This window comes from Nonomuraea sp. NPDC049504 (assembly GCF_040676845.1).
In the GTDB taxonomy this organism is placed as follows: Bacteria; Actinomycetota; Actinomycetes; order Streptosporangiales; family Streptosporangiaceae; genus Nonomuraea; species Nonomuraea salmonea.
Genome location: NZ_JBFAPT010000062.1, coordinates 10695 through 27130 on the forward strand (window position 1 = coordinate 10695; position 16436 = coordinate 27130).

Below are 16436 nucleotides of genomic sequence, written 5' to 3' on the forward strand. Positions count from 1 at the left end.
GAGTGCGCCAGCACCTCCGGCAGCGCGGCGGGAATCTTGCCCTTGAGCGACACCAGCATGTCCACTTCCTCGCGGGAAAGGACGCTGAATGCCTGCGTCAATTCCGGCGCCTCGGAACCGGTCAGAATTCCGGCCGTGCGCAACGCTTCCTTCGCGTCGAAGGTCATGCCTTTCCACCTCTCTTTTCGGGGGAACTGCCTTTCACGTCGAGTATCGCCCGGCCATATGTCGGGCGGGCAACCCCATCAATGTGGGTGCACAGCCGTACGGGCAGCCGGCGGACGCCGCGGACGAAAAGGTCGGGCGTCCATTCCAGATCGGCGGCGGACAGGGTGATGCCGGGATGGCGACGGAACAACGCGCGCACGACGGCGCGCAATTGCACGCGGGCCAGCGCGGCGCCGGGGCAGAAATGGATGCCGTGGCCGAAACCCAGGTGCCGGTTCGGGGCGCGGGCCACGTCGAACGCGTCCGGCCGCTCGAACACCTCCGGGTCGCGGTTCGCCGCCACGAGCATCGGCAGCACGGTGTCGCCGCGCGGGATCGTGGTGCCGCCGATGTCCACGTCGGCCAGCGCGTACAGCGGCCTGGCGTGTCCCACGGGGCCGTCGAAGCGCAGCATCTCCTCCACGGCCGCGTCGATCAGCTCCGGGCCGGCACGCAGCCGCGCCGCCTGGCCGGGGTGGCGCAGCAGGGCGAGCAGGCCGTTGCCGATCGCGTTGGCGGTGGTCTCGTCGCCGGCCAGCAGGAGCTGGAACACGCTGGACAGCAGTTCGGCCCGGCTGAGGTCACCCTCGATGAGCTGCGACATGAGGTCGTCGCCGGGGTGGGCGCGCCGCTCGGTGAGCGTCCGTTGCAGGTAGGCGATGTACTCCATGCCGTGCCGCCGGTCCCTGCCGCGCAGCATGCCGTCGCTCCAGCGGCGCAGCAGGGGCAGGTCCCGACGTGGGATGGCGAGCAGCTCGGCCATGATCAACGTGGGCAGGGGCAGGGCCAGCTCCTGGATCAGGTCGGTCTCCTCGTGGCCGTTCATGCGCTCGACCAGGTCGGCGACGTGGCGTTCGATGCGCGGTTCGAGTGCGGCCACCGCCCGTGCGGTGAACGCGGGCGCCAGCAGGCGGCGCAGCCGGGTGTGGTCGGGCGGGTCCAGGTTGACCACGCTCCTGCGGACCATCGGCAGCGGGTCGCGGTCCCAAGCACGGTGTCGTGCGGCCGACTCGGGCGGCAGCCGGTCGATCTGGCGGCCCAGCAGCGGGTCCGCGAGCGCGCGGCGCACGTCGTCGTACCTGGTCAGGTACCAGAACACGCGGCCGGTCGCGGGCTCGACGTGCCGGTACACCGGTTCCTGTGCCCGCATCGCGTGCAGGATCGGGTGCGGGTCCGCGGCGTGCGCTGCCGGGTCGAGTCGCCGCGGCGGCGCGGTCGTCACCGTGCTCCGCCGGGGGTCTTCACGTCCAGGGCGAAGAAGCGGGTGGCCGCGTGGCCGAGGTCCTCGACGCCGAGGAAGCCGCGGCGGGCCATCGCGACCTGGGGCGGGGTGCCGGGCCAGTGACGCAGGAACAGCCGGCCGCACAGCTCGGGCGGCGGGACGACCAGCCGTCCCCTGTGCTGCTCCGCGACCTCGTCGGCGCGTGCGACCACGTCGGTCCATCGGTCCCAGCGGCCGGTGTCGCGCAGCCGCGTCATGACGGCCGGGCGCCAGTCGGCCGACTTCCAGAGCGGCCAGACCCGTACCATGACGAGCCTGAGCTGCTCCTTCAACGGCAGCGCCGCGCGTTCCTCCTCGGTGAACCAGACCGCCAGTTCCTTGGGCAGCCTCTCCGCCACGCCGAGCCAGGTGCGGGCGTAGTCCTCCAGGCTCAGGCCGTGCACGGCTGCGAAGTCCACCAGCAGGGTCGTCAGTGCCTGCTCGTGCAGGGCGGGGTAGTCGTCGTCGAACAGCCGCGCCGCCGTCAGCACGTCGAGGTCGGACATCCAGCGTCCCGGCGCGTACTCGCGCCGCGATCCCCACTTCAGCGCCTCGTTGTGGGTGATTCCGGTCAGCGCCGTGTCGTCGGGACGGATGGGTGCCGGGTCCTCGTCGCGGGCTCTGTTCAGGGCCTCCACCGCGTCCGAATGCTTGAGGTCCCAGTCGCCGGCCGCGATCTTGCTTCTGAGCGTGTGCAGGGCGTCCTGGTCGTCCGGTACGTCCCCGGCCAGCTCGTGCCAGGTCCGATGAGTGAACGGGCGGGCCTTGGCCGCCGCCAGGATCCGCTCGGCCGCCTCCTGCGGGACCAGGCCGGTCCTGGCTCCCTCGCGGCAGCCGTGCCGCAGGTTGACCATCGCGACCGTGCCCGCCGGGTAGCCCACCTCGGCGGGGCCGTGCAGCACCGCCACCTCGTCGTCGCCGTCGATCTCGCCGCCCGCGTACAGGTGGAAGATCGTGCCGACGCCGCGCATGCCGTACGAGCTCAGCTCGGCGGCACGCAGCGCGCCCATGCTGGCCGCGCCGATGACGCGGACGCCCTGCCCGAGCAGCCAGAGGATCTCCTTGTGGCCCACGGAGAGGCGTTCGCGGTAGTAGCCGTCGATGATGACCGCGGTGTCCCCCGGCGTCCAGGTCTCGGTGAACAGGTCGTTGCGGGCGACGGGCGGCCTGACCCGCGCGCCGGGGAGTGCGGTGCGGATCTCGCCAGCGGAGATCGTCGGGCCCGCGTAGACGACGTGACTCATCACAGCACCTCCGGGGAGACGCGGGCGCCCGGCGCCACCACCTTGACGACAGGGACGCCGATCTCCTCGCGGGTCAGGTCGACGACGAGGGGCGGGTGGCCGAAGGCCGCGGCGGACCGCTCGACCGCGTCCTCCAGGTCATCGGCCAGGGTGTCGTGCGCGCGCATGAGGGGGACGTCGTGCGACGGCTCGGAGCTCTCCCGCCGGGTGACGCCGTCGTGGAAGTCGGCGCGCAGGTCGTCGCGGGCCCCTGACACGTACGCCAGCCGCGCCTGCGCCGCCTCGGTGATCGCCCGGGTGAGCGCGATCTCCGAGCTGAGGTGGCAGCCGAACCCGAAGAACGCCGGCGGGTAGTCGTCGCAGCTGATCCTGGCCAGGAAGCACGGCAGCCCGGTCGGCGACGGCAGGTGCCTGACCTCGAGCCGTACGCGGGCCCGCGCCAGCGTGGCGCACAGCTCGTCCACGATCGGCGACCCCGACGTGCCCGGATCCACGCGGACCCCTCCTGTCGGGCCCGCGGCGGTGACCGCGTCCCGCTCGATCACCTCGTACAGGGCGTGCAGAATCGCTTCCGTCCGCGTGTTCCCGCTGGCCAGGCCGTTGCTGGAGGCGAGGAACAGCGGCGGGCTCCAGCCGGTGCCGCGCTCCAGCGTCAGCGCCACGGCGTCGCGCGGCACCAGCGTGGGCGAGCCGTCCTCCAGCGACGTGCCCGCCAGCCAGTCCAGCGGCAGGCCGTCGTGCAGCAGGCTCGGCGTGGCGGGGACGAGGGCGTGGACGTCGTAGCCGAGCCGGCATTCGCGCGGGGGCGCGGTGACGTCCGGCGGCAGGGATTGTTCGACGTGCCACAGCTCGATGGACTCCATGATCGCCGACAGTCTGGCCAGGTCGGGGGTGACGCCCTTGCCTTGGGAGACGGCGAGCGTGCGGGAGGCGGGCCGGATGGCCTGGAACGTCGGGATGCCCACGGTGTCGAGCCTGGTGATGTCGGCGACCCGGGTGACCCCGACCGCGCGGGCCGCCCGCCGGGCCATCGTCAGCGTGGCCGCCGGGTCGCGGGCGCGGTCGGTGCCGGGGAGCCGTACTTTGGCGTCAGATATCAGCATGTCAGAGGTTCCGTGCCCGGTTGAGCAGCGCCCGGCCGGCCACCGCGTACGTGACCACCGCGATCACCGCCAGCACCAGCAGGTTCACCCACGCGTCGGCGAACCCGAACAGCGCCGCGTCCCGCATCCCGTTGATCGCGTACGTCAGCGGGTTGACCATGGCGATCCACTGCAGCACCACGGGCATCTGGTCGACCGTGTACATCGACGGCGCGCTGAACACCAGCACCAGGATCGACACGTTCGACCCCACCATGAACGTCTGGAAGTCGGTGATCGTGATGGCCGCGGCCAGGTAGAGCCCGTTGAACGCGATCGCGGCCAGCGTCAGCGCCACCAGCAGCCCGGCCCAGCCCTCCGCCCCGAACGGCAGGTCGAAGATGACCACCGCGACGCCCAGCGCCAGCAGGCTCTGGCCCAGCACCAGCGACACCCCGGCCAGCAGCTTGCCGAGCAGGAACCGGGAGCGGCGCATCGGGTACGACCACAGCTGGGTCGCCACCCCGCTCAGCTCCTCCTGGAACAGCGCCACCCCCGAGGTGCCTGACGCGCTGACGATCGACATCGCCAGCACCATCGGCAGCAGGAAGACCGCGAACGGCAGCTGTTCGCCCCGGTAGGAGATGCTGCCGACCAGGTTGCTCAGCGAGGTGTTCACCAGCAGCAGGTACACCAGCATCGGCGCCAGGCTGAGGATGAGGTTGATGCGGTTGCGGGCCAGCAGCGCGTACTCGCGGTAGATCACCGCGAACAGGTCGGCGGCCCTCGGGGCCACGGTGGGCGGCGCGGTGGTGAAGGTGAGGTCGGCGGCCATGGTCAGCCCTCGTTCTCGGTCATGCGGAGGAAGACCGTCTCCAGCGAGTCCAGCGCGGTCGAGACGCCGCTGATCGCGATGTCGTGGTCCTGGCAGTGCCGGGTCAGCTCGGGCAGCATCTCCTTGGCGCAGGGGCCCTCGATGCGTACCTCGGTGTCCTCGGCGGTGGCGGTCAGCCCGGCGTTGCCCGCCCACGCCACCAGGGCGCCGCCCGCCGCGGCGTCGGCCAGGGTCACCCGCAGGTGCACCGAGCCGAACTCCTCCACCAGCTCGCGCGGCTTGGCGAAGCGCAGCACCCGTCCCTGGTTGATGACCATCACCCGCTGGCTGTTGCGTTCCAGCTCGTCGATGTGGTGGCTGGTCCACAGCACGGTCACGCCGTGCTCCTCGCGCAGCCAGGTCACGAACCGCTCGATCTGGTGGCGGCCCGCCACGTCGAGGCCGGCCGATGGCTCGTCGAGGATGAGCAGCTTGGGCAGCGTGATGAGGGCGCGGACGAGCTGCAGCCGCTGCCGCTGCCCGCCGGACAGCTGGAAGCACAGCTGCGGCAGCGCCTTGGCCACGCCGAGGAACTCGGCCAGCTCCAGCGCCCACGGCCGTACGTCCCGCCACCGCACGCCACGGAACCGGGCTGAGATGCGCAGGTTGTCCAGTGCGGGCAGCATCTCGTCGAACGGGGCGGTCTGGTGCATGGCCCCGATGCCGCTCTTGGCGGCCACCGGCTGGCGCACGGGGTCGGCGTCGAACACCTGGACCCGTCCTGAGGTGGGCGCGGTGACCCCGCAGATCATCTTGATCAGTGTCGTCTTCCCTGCGCCGTTCGGGCCGAGCAGCCCGATCGTCTCGCCCCGCGCGATCTCGAACGACACGTCGTCCACGGCCGGCGTCTCCATGCGCCGATACCGCTTGGTCAGCGCCTCGGCCGTCACCACGTCGCCCGACACGGCCATACCCGCCACCTCTCGTTGGTTGGGGTCGCGTTGTCGTGTCGAGTATCAGCGCGCTACGCAGGGGCGAGAAACCCCACGAATGTGGGCGTTTCACCTTCCTCCGGGTACGTCGGCTTCATCGTCGCCGAGACGGCCGCGCTGTGACTCAGACGCCCTTGAGGACCCGTTCCAGTGCCGCGTGGCCCAGGGGGCCCCAGTGCGGTTTGCCGCCGGGGAGGCCGCGGTCGCCGTTCTGGCCCATCAGGATGAGGAAGAGGGACTTCATGGCCGCCAGGCCCCTGGCGCGGCGGATCGTCGCCTCGTCGGCTCGGGCGTAGGCGTCGAAGAAGCGGGCGGCGGTGCCGGCCGGGAGCAGCAGCCAGGCGGCGATGAGGTCCCAGGCCGGGTCGCCGGCGAACACGTCGCCGAAGTCGACGATGCCGGCGAGCGTGCCGTCCGCGACGACGACGTTCGCCGGGTGGAGGTCGCCGTGCACCCACATCGGCGGGCCCGTCCACTCACCGGCCGTGACGGCGTCGTCCCAGACGGCGCGGACGTCGGCGGCGATGCCGTTGAGGGCGTCGGCTTCCTTGAGCCAGCTCTCGAAGCCGCCCGTGCAGTCTCTGGGGTGGGCGCCGCGGTCGGTGGAGGTCGGCGCGTCCGCGGGGGCCTGGACGTGCAGGGCACGGAGGAAGCGGGCCAGCGTGTCGGCCGCGTCGGTGCCGCGGGTGATCGTGCCGAGGTCGAGGGGCTCGCCGTGCACCCACGTCATCACGGTCCAGTGCTTGGGGAAGCGCTCGGACGGCTCTCCCGCCCGCACCGGGACCGGGATGGGCAGCGGCAGGGCCGGGGCCAGCTCGGGCAGCCACCGCCGTTCCTTGAGCTGGGGCTCCGGGGTGGTGTCCATGCGCTGCACGCGTACGGCCAGGTCGTCCCCGAGCCGCCACATCTGGTTGCCCCACCCGCCCGCCACCTCGCGGACGGGCAGCCCGGCGAGATCCGGGTGCTGGTCGCGCAGCAGGTCGCGGACCAGTTCGGCGGTGATCTCGATCTCAGCGTCGGTCATGCGAGGCCACCCTACTGAGTTCGGCGGCGTAAAGATGAGCAAGAGGGGACATCGTGTACGTCAGGGCGTGCGCGGCGACCTCCGCCGCCGGGTCGATCTCGGGCATCCGCAGCACGTTCGCCTCCAGCAGCGCCTCGATGACCCGCTCGCCCAGCGCCGCCACCAGCTCCTCATGGCTGAACGGCGGCCCCGGCAGCGCCCCCAGCGCGGCGAACGCCGCACCCCGGTAGCACTCCTCGAACCGCGCCCGCAGCGACACGTCACCGGCGGTGAACTCGTCCAGCACGTTCCCGGCCCGCGTCAGCCGCTCGGCGAGCACCCGCAACGGTACGTGCGGCAGCCGCGCGAACCGGCCCCCGAGCAGGCGCAGCGTCAGCGGGGAGCGCCCGTACCCCTCGAAGAGGGCGGTGAGCGCGGCCCGGCCGGCGAGCGTACGGTCGCGGCCGAGCTGCGCGGCCAGGAACGCGAGGCCCTCGGCGTCCGACAGCTCGCCCAGCCCGACGCGCGCCACCGACTCCAGCCCGCTCAGCCGGCTCCTGCTGGTGACCAGCACCCGGCTCTCGCCGGAGCCGGGCAGCAGCCTGCGCACGCTCGGCTCGTCGGGGGCGTCGTCGAGGACGAGCAGCACGCGGCGCCCGGCCAGCCAGGACCGCCACACCGAGGCCAGCACGTCCGCGTCGTGCACCCCGGCGGTGCTCACCCCCACGGATTCGAGGATCTCGTGCTGGACGTCGTGCGCTCCCCCTCCCCCGAGCGGGACCATCAGGGCGCCGTCGGGGTAGCCGGGGGCCAGGGCGTGCGCGACGTGGACGGCGAGCGCGGTCTTGCCGATGCCGGGCTCGCCGGTGATCAGGGTGACGGCGGCCGGTTCGTGCAGGATGCGGTGGATCTCTGGCTTTCTGCCGACGAAGTCGCCGATGTCCCGTGGGAGCTGGTCGGTCGTGCGGACGGCGGGTGCGGGGCGGGCGACCGTACCGGTGAGGATGTCCTGGTAGAGGCGCTTGAGCACCGGGCTCGGGTCGATGCCCAGCTCGCTGGCGAGGTGCCTGCGCAGCTCCTCGAAGTGCGCCAGCGCCTCGGACGCCCGCCCGCAGCGGGCCAGCGCCGTCATCCGCGCCGCCGCGATCCGCTCGCGGGCGGGGAAGCGCGCGGCCAGGACGTCCAGGCCGGCCAGGGCCTCGACGTGGTGGCCGAGCTCGATCTCCAGCTCGGCCCAGTCCTCCTGGACCGACAGGAACAGGTCGGTGAACCCGGCCACCTCCCGCGCCACCCCGGGCACGTGCGCGAACTCGGTCAGCGGCTGCTCCCGCCACAGGCCGACCGCCTCACCGAGCAGCTCGGCGGCCGTCGCCGGCCTCCCGCCGTGGATCGCGCCGCGTCCCGCTCTGGCCAATTCCTTGAAGCGCAGCAGGTCGAGCTCGCCGGGGGCGGCGCTGAAGCGGTACCCCCAGCCGTGGAAGCCGATCCGGTCGCCGGTGAGCTTGCGTAGCGCGGAGACGTAGACCTGCAGGTTCTTCCTGGCCGTACGCGGCGGGGTCTCTCCCCACAGCGCGTCGATCAGTTCGGCGGCCGGCACGACCGCGTTCGCCCGGCACAGCAGCAGCGCGAGCAGCAGCCGCTGCTTGCGCGCGCCGATGACGGCGTCGTGCCCGTCCACCAGGACCTGGAGCGGGCCGAGGATCGAGCAGTACAGGCTCATGTGCCTCCCCCGACGTCACCATGTCTCGCTGCCCAGCACGAGGAAGTCGAGCACGCCGCCGATCGGCGGCGGGGCGGCCGCGCGCAGCACGTTCACGTGCAGGGTCCTGACCATCGAGGCGGCGGCGTTCGTGAGCGCGCGGGTGCCGGCCTTGGTCTCGAACCAGCGCCAGTCGCCGTCCGCGTTCACCTCCAGGAAGACGACGTCCTCCGGGGTGAGCAGCAGGTCGAAGGCGCCGTACGTGAGCCCCCAGCCGCGCGCGAGCCGCCCCACCACCGCGGCGGCGCGCGGCGGGACCGGCATGCCCCGGACCGAGACGGCGGCCGGGTTCCGCCAGGGCGCGTCAGGCGACGGCTTGCTGACGGCGAAGGCGTGGAGGTCGCCGTCCAGGTAGTAGACGCGCAGTTCGAGGTCGTGCTCGACGTACTCCTGCACGATCACCGGGAAACCCGGCGGCCGGCGGCGCATGAGGGCCTCGCGGCCGACGACCTCGGCGAGCAGGCCCACCAGGCGGCCTGGCGCGGCCTCGACGAAGTGCTCGTCCAGCACCTTCACCACGAGCCTGTCCCCTTTCAGCGCCTCGGCGGTGCGGAGGTCGGTGGTGACGATCGTGCGCGGCGTGCGTACGCCGGCCGCCGCCGCCCCGGCCAGCTGCGCCAGGCGTCCCGCGCGATCGCCGCCCGGGAGGCCGGCGGGGGCGAGCGCGGCGAGCTGGCCGACCAGGGCCGACCAGGAGTCGGCGCCGATCAGCGAGCCAGCGTACCCGTCCGGGATCGCTCTGGGCATCGGGCCGCGCGCCCACACGACGGTCGGACGGAAGGAGCGCCCTTCAAGGGTGACCAGGCCGTCGTCGAGGGAGATCGTCAGCGGGTCCCTCCCGCCGTCCGCCTGGGCGGCGTCGAGGCGTACGGAGGGCACGCCGAGCCGGTGCAGCACGGCCTGCAGCGCGGCGAACTCGCCTCTGGCCGCGCGGTCGGCGAGCACGACCCGCGACGCGCACTCCTCCTCCGGCAGCCACCGGACGGCGGCGGGCGACGGCGCGCGCAGGTCCACGGTGACCGGCGGCGCCGGCCAGGGCGGCCCGCCGCCCTGGCCTAACACTTTCTCCCCGTAATTGTTCGCCCGCCGAGCGTGAATGCCGGCGGCGGTTTCTGCGGCGAATGCGCCACGGCCATCCTCCAACGAACGACCGCCCTTAAAGCGGTGAAATGGACGTGATAAACAACGCGTTCCGACTGCGGTCAGGACGGGCGGCCCGCCTGCGGACAGGGTCTCAGCAGGGCGGCCGCCTGTCATCGTGAGCTGTGATGATCCTCACCTGGCCGCCGCCCGGCGGCTTGTCACAAGTGACAAGGCCATTCACCTGTTGTTTCTTCAGAAATACGCGGCGTGACGCCATTCCGGGCTTTGTCACCTTGCGCAATTACCGCCGGTCAAGTAAACCCATTGAGTCGGCCGTCGAGGAAGGCGAGAAATGGGCAGCCTGTTCCGCGCTTTACGCCGCCGTCTGGACGCCAACGCGCGGCGGGCGGTCGAGGTGTACACGAACGAGCTCGCCGACTACCGCAGCCTGGCCGCCGAGACGCGGGGCTCGGCCGCGATGCTCGACTTCGCGGTCAACCTCCGCCGCCGCACCATCGAGCTGGCCACCGACGAGCAGCCGTTCACCGAGCAGGATCACGCGTACATGTCCTCGGTCGGGGCGACGCGCGGCGAGGTGGGCGTCTCGCTGGCGTCCCAGCGGCAGGTCCTGCTCCTGCACGCCAACCTGACGCTGCGCGAGATCCACGAGGCGGCCGGCCCCAACGACCTCTCCGACGTGATGTGCATGCTCGGCTGGGTCGCCTGCCACGGCCTCACCGCGCAGGACGCCTACACCCACGGTTTCCTCAAGGGCCAGGAGCGCTTCCTGCCGGCCGCGGCCAGGATCCAGATGCTCGCCGGCCTGCTCGTCACCGGGGAGCCCGCCGCCGCGCAGCTGGCCCGCGAGCTCGACCTGCCGCTGCCCGACCACTACCTGGTGACGGTCGCCCGCGTCGCCGCCGGCCCGCCCGACGAGCGGTGCCGCGACGAGGTCGTCAAGACCCTGCTGGCCGACCACTACCTGCCGCTGGCCTGGCACGAGCCGGACGAGTTCGTGGCGCTGGTGCCGTGCGACGGCGCCGACCCGATCGACGGTCAGGCGCCCGCGCGGTCACGGGCGCTGTCGGTGATGCGCGCCGTCGCCGAGCTGTGCGGCCCGTGCTCCGTCGGGGCGGCCCCCGGCCGGGTGCGCGCGCTGGCCGACCCGGTCGCGCTGGCCCGCCGCGTCTGCCAGGCGGCGCCGGTGGAGCGGATCCCGTCCCAGGTGTACGGGGTGGCCGACGTGTTCGTGGAGCTGGGCGCGGCCCAGCTGCCGCAGGTCGACCAGTGGCTGCGCGAGCTGACCTGGCGGCTGGCGAGCGGCCCCGACCTGGTGACCACGCTCGACTGCTACTACCGCAACGACATGAACCGCATGCGCACCGCCGTGGCCCTCCGCGTCCACCCCCGCACCCTGGACTACCGGCTGCGGCGGGTCCGCGAGCTGGTCGGCATCGAGCCCGGCTCGACGAGGGGCGTCCGCGTCCTCAGCACCGCCGTCACCCGCATCCTCGCCGAAGCCTGGCACGACCGCCCTTAGATGGCGCCGCAGACGTCCCGGTACGGCACGTCCTTCAGGTAGCGCTGCCATTCCTGGGTGGTCAGAGTGCGGCCCGCTCGGTCGCACACCTCCCTGGCCACGCCCTCCGGTCCGATCGGGATGCGGGTGATCGTGGCCGAGTGGTTGCCGGAGACGTACAGGGTCTGGTCGTCCTTGGTGAAGGCGAGCTGGTCGAGGATGTCGATCGGGAAGGAGGCGACGCGTTCGCGGGTGGTGACGTCCCAGAGCTGGACGGTGTAGACGTCGTTGAAGGTCTCGCCGATGGATCTCCCGATCAACGCCAGCAGGGCGCCGTCGTGGCTGAAGCGCATCGCCTCCACCTGGGCGTCGCTGGCCACGCGGAGTGCGGGGGGCAGCTCTGAGCCCTTCGTGAGGTCCCAGAGCTCGACTGTACGCGCGCCGAGGGCGAGCAGCGGGGCAGCGGGGCTGACGGCGACGACCAGGCCCGAGCGGTTGAAGCCGGGGCCGGCCGGCTTGCCGGTGGTGAGGTCGTAGATCGTGCCCGCGGCCGTCACCACCGCCGTGCCGTCCGGGGTGGGGACGATCGTTCCCGTGGCGGTGGCGAGGCGGTGGCGGGCCAGCGGGCGGCCGGTGTCGGCGGCGAGGACGACCAGCTCGTTGCGGGCGTCGCGCTGGCTCTGCTCCATGAGGGAGAGCACCAGCCGGGTGCCGTCGGGGGTGAAGGTCTTGGACAGGACGCCCTGCATCTTGGGCAGCGGGTGGCGCCACAGGCGCCGGCCGGTGGCGACGTCCCAGAGGGCGACCGAGGAGTCAGTGCCGTCGGCGGCCAGCCTCTTTCCCTGCGGGTCGAACACCGCACCGGAGGCGCCGTCGCTGCCGGACAGCGGCGGGCCGAGCCGGCGGGCGTCCCAGACGCGGACCGCTCCCCCGTCCTTGGCCGTGGCGGCCAGGCGGCCGTCATGGGCGAAGGCGGCGACCTGGTGGCCGCCGGGGAGCCGGACCGAGGAGAGGCGGGAGCCGAGGTCGGCGGTGATGGTCGAGCTGTCGAGCAGGTAGCGGACGGTGCGGCCGTCGCGTTCCGGCCAGGCGTCCTCGGGCTCGCCCTCGGCGTGGTAGACGGCCAGCTCGTCGCCGGTGGCGGCGTCCCAGAGGTGCAGGGTACGTCCCTCGACGCCGAGCAGGCGGCGGCCGTCGGCGCTGAGGCGCAGGCGGGCTCCCGGCAGGTCCTCGGCGGCCGACGCCTGCCAGAACGGCCGGTCCTCGTCCGGCACCTTGGTCCCGGACGTGAGGTCCCACGCCTCGACGTCGCCGTTCGCGCAGAGCAGCCGCCTGCTGTCGGGCGTGAACGTCACCACCGACCCGCACCGCTTCGGCAGGCGGGTGTCCACGGTGAGGCCAGGCAGGCGGATCACCTTCAGCCCGCCCTGGTTCGTCTCCACCCCGGCGATGTAGGCGCCGGACGGCGCGATCGCCGGAGCGTGGTCGGCCTGCAGCCGCGGCCTGGAGGACGCGCCGGTCCTGGTGTCCCACAGGAGCTCCAGGGTGTTCTCGCGCATGATCGCGGCCAGGCTCTCGTGCCCGTCGAAGACCACGTGGACGCCGGGGCTGCCCTCGCCGACGCGGTGCTCGCGCAGCTTCCTGCCGGTCGCGGTGTCCCAGGCGGAGGCGGTCTGCCGGCTGACGACGACCAGCGTCCGCCCGCTCGGGCTGAGCGCCGCCGCCGTGGGCAGCGCCTTCATGCCGCCGGGCCAGCGCCAGAACGCGGTCTGCCGCTCAGTGGGGACGTCATAGACGCGTACGCCGTCCTCACCCGCGATGGCCCGAACCCGGCCGCTCGCCGACGACGCCGTGGCCGACACGCCCTTGGCGCCGGGGTCGCGGAAGACGCCGCTCTCCGGCATGGTCAGCGAGGACGTCAGGCTGCGCCGCGTGTCGGAGCCGGGGGCGAGCCGCCAGCCGGCCACGCTGAGCAGCATCGCCGTGGCAGGGTCGGTCGTGCGCAGCCGATCGGCCTCCGCCGCGACCTGCCGTCCTACGGCCTGGTCGCGCTGCGTGGCCACCACGCGGCTCTGCTCGGCCACCTGCCTGCCCTGCAGCACGGCGAGGCCGCCCGCAGCGAGCGCCACCACCAGCAGACCGGCCAGCGCCGCCGTGGTCAGCCGCCTGCGGCGCACCCGCCGCCTGGCCAGGCCGGTGCCAGCGGCCAGGAAGTCGCGTTCGCGCGGGGTGAGGGTGATGTGCCGGCGTCCGGTGGCGGCCCAGGTCAGCGCCTGGTCCAGGCGGGTGCCCTGGAGCAGGTCGCCGTCCTTGCGGCCGTTGTCGTCCCAGTGGCGGGCGGCGTCGCTGATGCGGGCCAGCACGGCGAGACCGTCGCGGTCGCCGTCCACCCACAGGCGCAGGCGCGGCCAGGCGCGCAGCAGCGCGGGGCGCGACAGGCGTACCGCGTCGTCCTGCTGCGTCACCAGGTAGGAGAAGGCGTGCAGGATGTGCTCGATGGCCCTGACCTCGCGTTCCGAGCGGCCGGCGAGCAGGTCCTGCTTCAGCGCCTGGCGTACGGTCTCGTGGCCGTCGTCGGTCACCGTCACCAGGCGGAGGAAGATCCCGGCGGCCAGCTCCCGCTCGTCGGGGGTGAGCGCGCCGAAGGCGTCCTCGGCGATCGTGCCGAGCGCCGGATCGGCCTGCTCGGGCACGTGCACGCCCCGCGCAGCGCGGCTGCCCGCGTTCAGCAGCCCCTCGATGCCCGCGTTCCCGCCGCTGACCAGGGCGAGCAGGAGGTCACGGGCGGCGGGGCGGGCCGCCGGGTCCTTGTCCAGCGCGGCGGAGACCAGCGAGGCCAGCCGGGGCGGCAGCGCGCCCAGGTCGGGATGGTGCGACAGCACGCGGTGCATGACGCCGCCGAGGTTGTCGGCCCTGAACGGGTCCTCGCCCGTCGCGGCGAACACCATGATCGCGCCCCACGCGAACACGTCGGCCGCCGGGCCCGCGCGCTGCCCGGTGAAGATCTCGGGCGCCATGTACGTGGGCGTGCCCGCCACCTCACCGGTCTTGGTGAGCGACATGTCCTGGGTACGCGCGATGCCGAAGTCGATCACGCGCGGGCCGTCGGCGCTGATCAGCACGTTGTCCGGCTTCAGGTCGCGGTGGATGACCCCGGCCTCGTGCACGGCGGTGAGCGCGGTGGCGACGGCGGTGGCGAGCCTGTGCAGGTCGTCGCCGGTGAACCTGCGGCCCCGCTCGACGACCTGGCGCAGGCTCGGGCCGGGGACGTACTCGCTGACGATGTACGGCCGCGCGCCCGACATGTCCGAGGCCAGCACCCGAGCCGTGCAGAACGACGCCACCCGCCGCGCCGCCGTCGCCTCTTTGGCGAACCTGTCGCGGTTCGCTGCGCTGTCGACCGCGTGCAGGACCTTGAGCGCGACCCGCCGCCCGTCGCCGTCGTAGGCGTCGTAGACGACGCCCTGGCCCCCCGAGCCGAGCCGCCCGGCGATCCAGTAGTCCCCGATGCGCTGCGGATCCCCGGCGCTGAGCGTTTCCACGGCGTGTTAGATGCGCACCCGGCCGTCATGGTTCCGATCGTCAGCGGGGACGGTTTCACGTTCGCTGATGTGTCCGGCGGCGCCGCAGGCCGGGGCGTCACGAACGAGGGCCTGCTCGGCCACGCCCCACCGGCGGGCCGAGAAATTTCTCGCGCGGGCTGTCCGGTAACGCGGATCCCGTTCGTCACTAGGGTGAACCACGATCCGAGGAGCATGTGATGAAGTACATGATGTTCGTCTGCAACGACTCCCAGCCCGACACCGACAGGGAGAACCTGCCGGACATCGAGGCCTGGGTGGCCGAGAACGACGCGCGCGGGCGGCGGCTGCAGGGGTCGGCGCTGGCGCCGGAGTCGGCGGCGACCACCGTCCGGGTGCGCGACGGTGAGCTGATTCTCACCGACGGCCCCTTCACCGAGACCAAGGAGGTGATCGTGGGCTTCGACCTGCTCGAGTGCGCCGATCTCGACGAGGCGATCGAGGTCGCCCGTACGCATCCGATGGCCAGGGAGGGCCGGCTGGAGCTGCGCCCGTTCATGGACCTGTGACGGCCCGACCTGTGACGCCCCTGGAGAGCGTGGCGGCCGAGGCGTACCCGCGCATCGTCGCCACGCTCATCCGGGTCACCGGCGACTGGACGCTGGCCGAGGACTGCGCGCAGGAGGCGCTGGTCAGCGCCGTGCAGCGGTGGCCTCGCGACGGTGTTCCCGGCAATCCGGGCGGGTGGCTGATGACGGTCGCGCGCAACCGCGCGATCGACACGGTGCGCCGCGCGTCGGTGGAGCGCCGCAAGCTGGAGGAGCTGGCCGCGCTCGCGGAGACGGCCGATCCCGTCATCGAGGAGGACGTCGTGGACGATCGGCTACGGTTGATCTTCACCTGCTGTCATCCTGCGCTGGCGCTGGAGGCGCGGGTGGCGCTGACGCTGCGGACGATCTGCGGGGTGCCGACCGCGGATCTCGCCCGGGCCTTCCTGGTCACCGAGCCGACCATGACCCGCCGTCTGACCAGGGCCAAGAGCAAGATCTCGGCGGCGCGGATCCCGTACCGGGTGCCGCGCGGACCCGCGCTCGGTGAGCGGCTGCCCGGGGTGCTGTCGGTGCTGTATCTGCTGTTCACGCAGGGCTACAACGCCGACGGCGAACCCGCGTTCGCCGAGGAGGCGATCCGGCTGGCGCGGCTGCTGCGGCGGCTGATGCCGGGACAGGACGAGGTGGCGGCGCTGCTGGCGCTCTTTCTGCTACAGCGCTCCCGGCACGCGGCCCGCCGCGACGCGGGCGGTGACCTGCTGCCCCTCGACCGCCAGGACCGCTCCCTCTGGGACCGCGAGGCCATCGCGGAAGCCCTCGCCATCCTGGCCGCCCTGGACGGGGGCCGCGACCGTGTCGCCGTGTGCGGTCCGTACGAGCTGCAGGCCCGGATCGCCGCCTGTCACGCCACCGCGCCGTCGGTGGCCGGCACGGACTGGGCGCGGATCGCGCGCTGCTACGACGAGCTGGCCCGCATCCGCTCCACCCCCGTCGTCGAGCTGAACCGCGCCGTCGCCCACGGCTACGCGCACGGCCCCCAGGCGGGCCTCGCGGTGCTGGCCGGCGCACGCGCGGGCGGCGAGCTGGACGGCCACCCGCTGGCTCTCGCCACCGAGGCCGACCTCACCGAAGAACTCGGCGACCACGACCGGGCCGCGGACCTGTTCCGCCAGGCCGCCGCCGTCGCCCACACCGACGCGGAACGCCGCGCCCTGCTCGCCCGCGCCGACGAGACGGCACCGGCACGTGCGGCCGGCTCAACAGGAGAGACCCCTTGACATCCTCCCCCTCGTCAACGAGGGGGATTCCCACGGTCGCCCGTGAGGGTTCCTGCTTCACAGCCGGTCGCCCGTCCGAGAGGACTCTCGTTGAGGTCTTACACCCGCTCCACAGGCGTTTCA

13 protein-coding genes are annotated in these 16436 nt (G+C 72.9%); 3 read left to right on the top strand and 10 right to left on the bottom strand.

The window, feature by feature from the left end; genetic code table 11:
* From AB0K28_RS50935 to AB0K28_RS50975, 9 genes are all read right to left on the bottom strand, one after another.
* On the bottom strand, window positions 1–167 hold a 167-nt coding region (locus AB0K28_RS50935; protein ID WP_364385734.1), incomplete at its 3' end, for a StsA-related sactipeptide RiPP.
* Complete coding sequence (locus AB0K28_RS50940; protein ID WP_364385706.1) at window positions 164–1357, bottom strand: cytochrome P450; 1194 nt, start codon at window positions 1355–1357, stop codon at window positions 164–166. The genes AB0K28_RS50940 and AB0K28_RS50935, both read right to left, overlap by 4 nt.
* Before the next feature lie 68 nt (window positions 1358–1425).
* Window positions 1426–2712: a TfuA domain-containing protein gene (locus AB0K28_RS50945; protein WP_364385709.1), complete on the bottom strand. Its 1287-nt coding sequence runs from the start codon at window positions 2710–2712 to the stop codon at window positions 1426–1428.
* Window positions 2712–3815: a YcaO-like family protein gene (locus AB0K28_RS50950; protein WP_364385712.1), complete on the bottom strand. Its 1104-nt coding sequence runs from the start codon at window positions 3813–3815 to the stop codon at window positions 2712–2714. Before AB0K28_RS50950 ends, AB0K28_RS50945 begins: the two co-directional genes overlap by 1 nt.
* A gap of 1 nt (window position 3816) precedes the next feature.
* A complete protein-coding gene (locus AB0K28_RS50955; protein ID WP_355425682.1) occupies window positions 3817–4629 on the bottom strand; it encodes an ABC transporter permease in 813 nt (270 codons plus the stop codon).
* Between the two features lie 2 nt (window positions 4630–4631).
* A complete protein-coding gene (locus AB0K28_RS50960; protein WP_345409115.1) occupies window positions 4632–5579 on the bottom strand; it encodes an ABC transporter ATP-binding protein in 948 nt (315 codons plus the stop codon).
* A gap of 145 nt (window positions 5580–5724) precedes the next feature.
* Entirely contained in the window at window positions 5725–6624 is a 900-nt protein-coding gene (locus AB0K28_RS50965) for an aminoglycoside phosphotransferase family protein (protein ID WP_364385716.1), read from the bottom strand.
* On the bottom strand, window positions 6611–8323 hold the full coding sequence (locus tag AB0K28_RS50970) for a transcriptional regulator (protein WP_364385719.1): 1713 nt from the start codon (window positions 8321–8323) through the stop codon (window positions 6611–6613). The genes AB0K28_RS50965 and AB0K28_RS50970 overlap by 14 nt, the downstream gene beginning before the upstream one ends.
* Window positions 8324–8338: 15 nt before the next feature.
* On the bottom strand, window positions 8339–9424 hold the full coding sequence (locus tag AB0K28_RS50975) for a hypothetical protein (protein ID WP_364385722.1): 1086 nt from the start codon (window positions 9422–9424) through the stop codon (window positions 8339–8341).
* A 373-nt stretch (window positions 9425–9797) separates the two neighbouring features.
* On the opposite strand from AB0K28_RS50975, the gene AB0K28_RS50980 reads away from it, so the two are divergent.
* The gene (locus tag AB0K28_RS50980; protein WP_364385725.1) at window positions 9798–10985 is read left to right on the top strand and encodes a helix-turn-helix domain-containing protein; all 1188 of its coding nucleotides are present in this window, start codon (window positions 9798–9800) and stop codon (window positions 10983–10985) included.
* Here the strand turns inward: AB0K28_RS50980 and AB0K28_RS50985 are convergent.
* On the bottom strand, window positions 10982–14506 hold the full coding sequence (locus AB0K28_RS50985; protein ID WP_364385728.1) for a WD40 repeat domain-containing serine/threonine protein kinase: 3525 nt from the start codon (window positions 14504–14506) through the stop codon (window positions 10982–10984). The genes AB0K28_RS50980 and AB0K28_RS50985 overlap by 4 nt on opposite strands.
* Before the next feature lie 218 nt (window positions 14507–14724).
* On the opposite strand from AB0K28_RS50985, the gene AB0K28_RS50990 reads away from it, so the two are divergent.
* A complete protein-coding gene (locus AB0K28_RS50990; RefSeq protein ID WP_345409126.1) occupies window positions 14725–15054 on the top strand; it encodes a YciI family protein in 330 nt (109 codons plus the stop codon).
* The gene (locus AB0K28_RS50995; RefSeq protein ID WP_364385731.1) at window positions 15051–16313 is read left to right on the top strand and encodes a sigma-70 family RNA polymerase sigma factor; all 1263 of its coding nucleotides are present in this window, start codon (window positions 15051–15053) and stop codon (window positions 16311–16313) included. The genes AB0K28_RS50990 and AB0K28_RS50995 overlap by 4 nt, the downstream gene beginning before the upstream one ends.
* Window positions 16314–16436 lie beyond the last annotated feature (123 nt).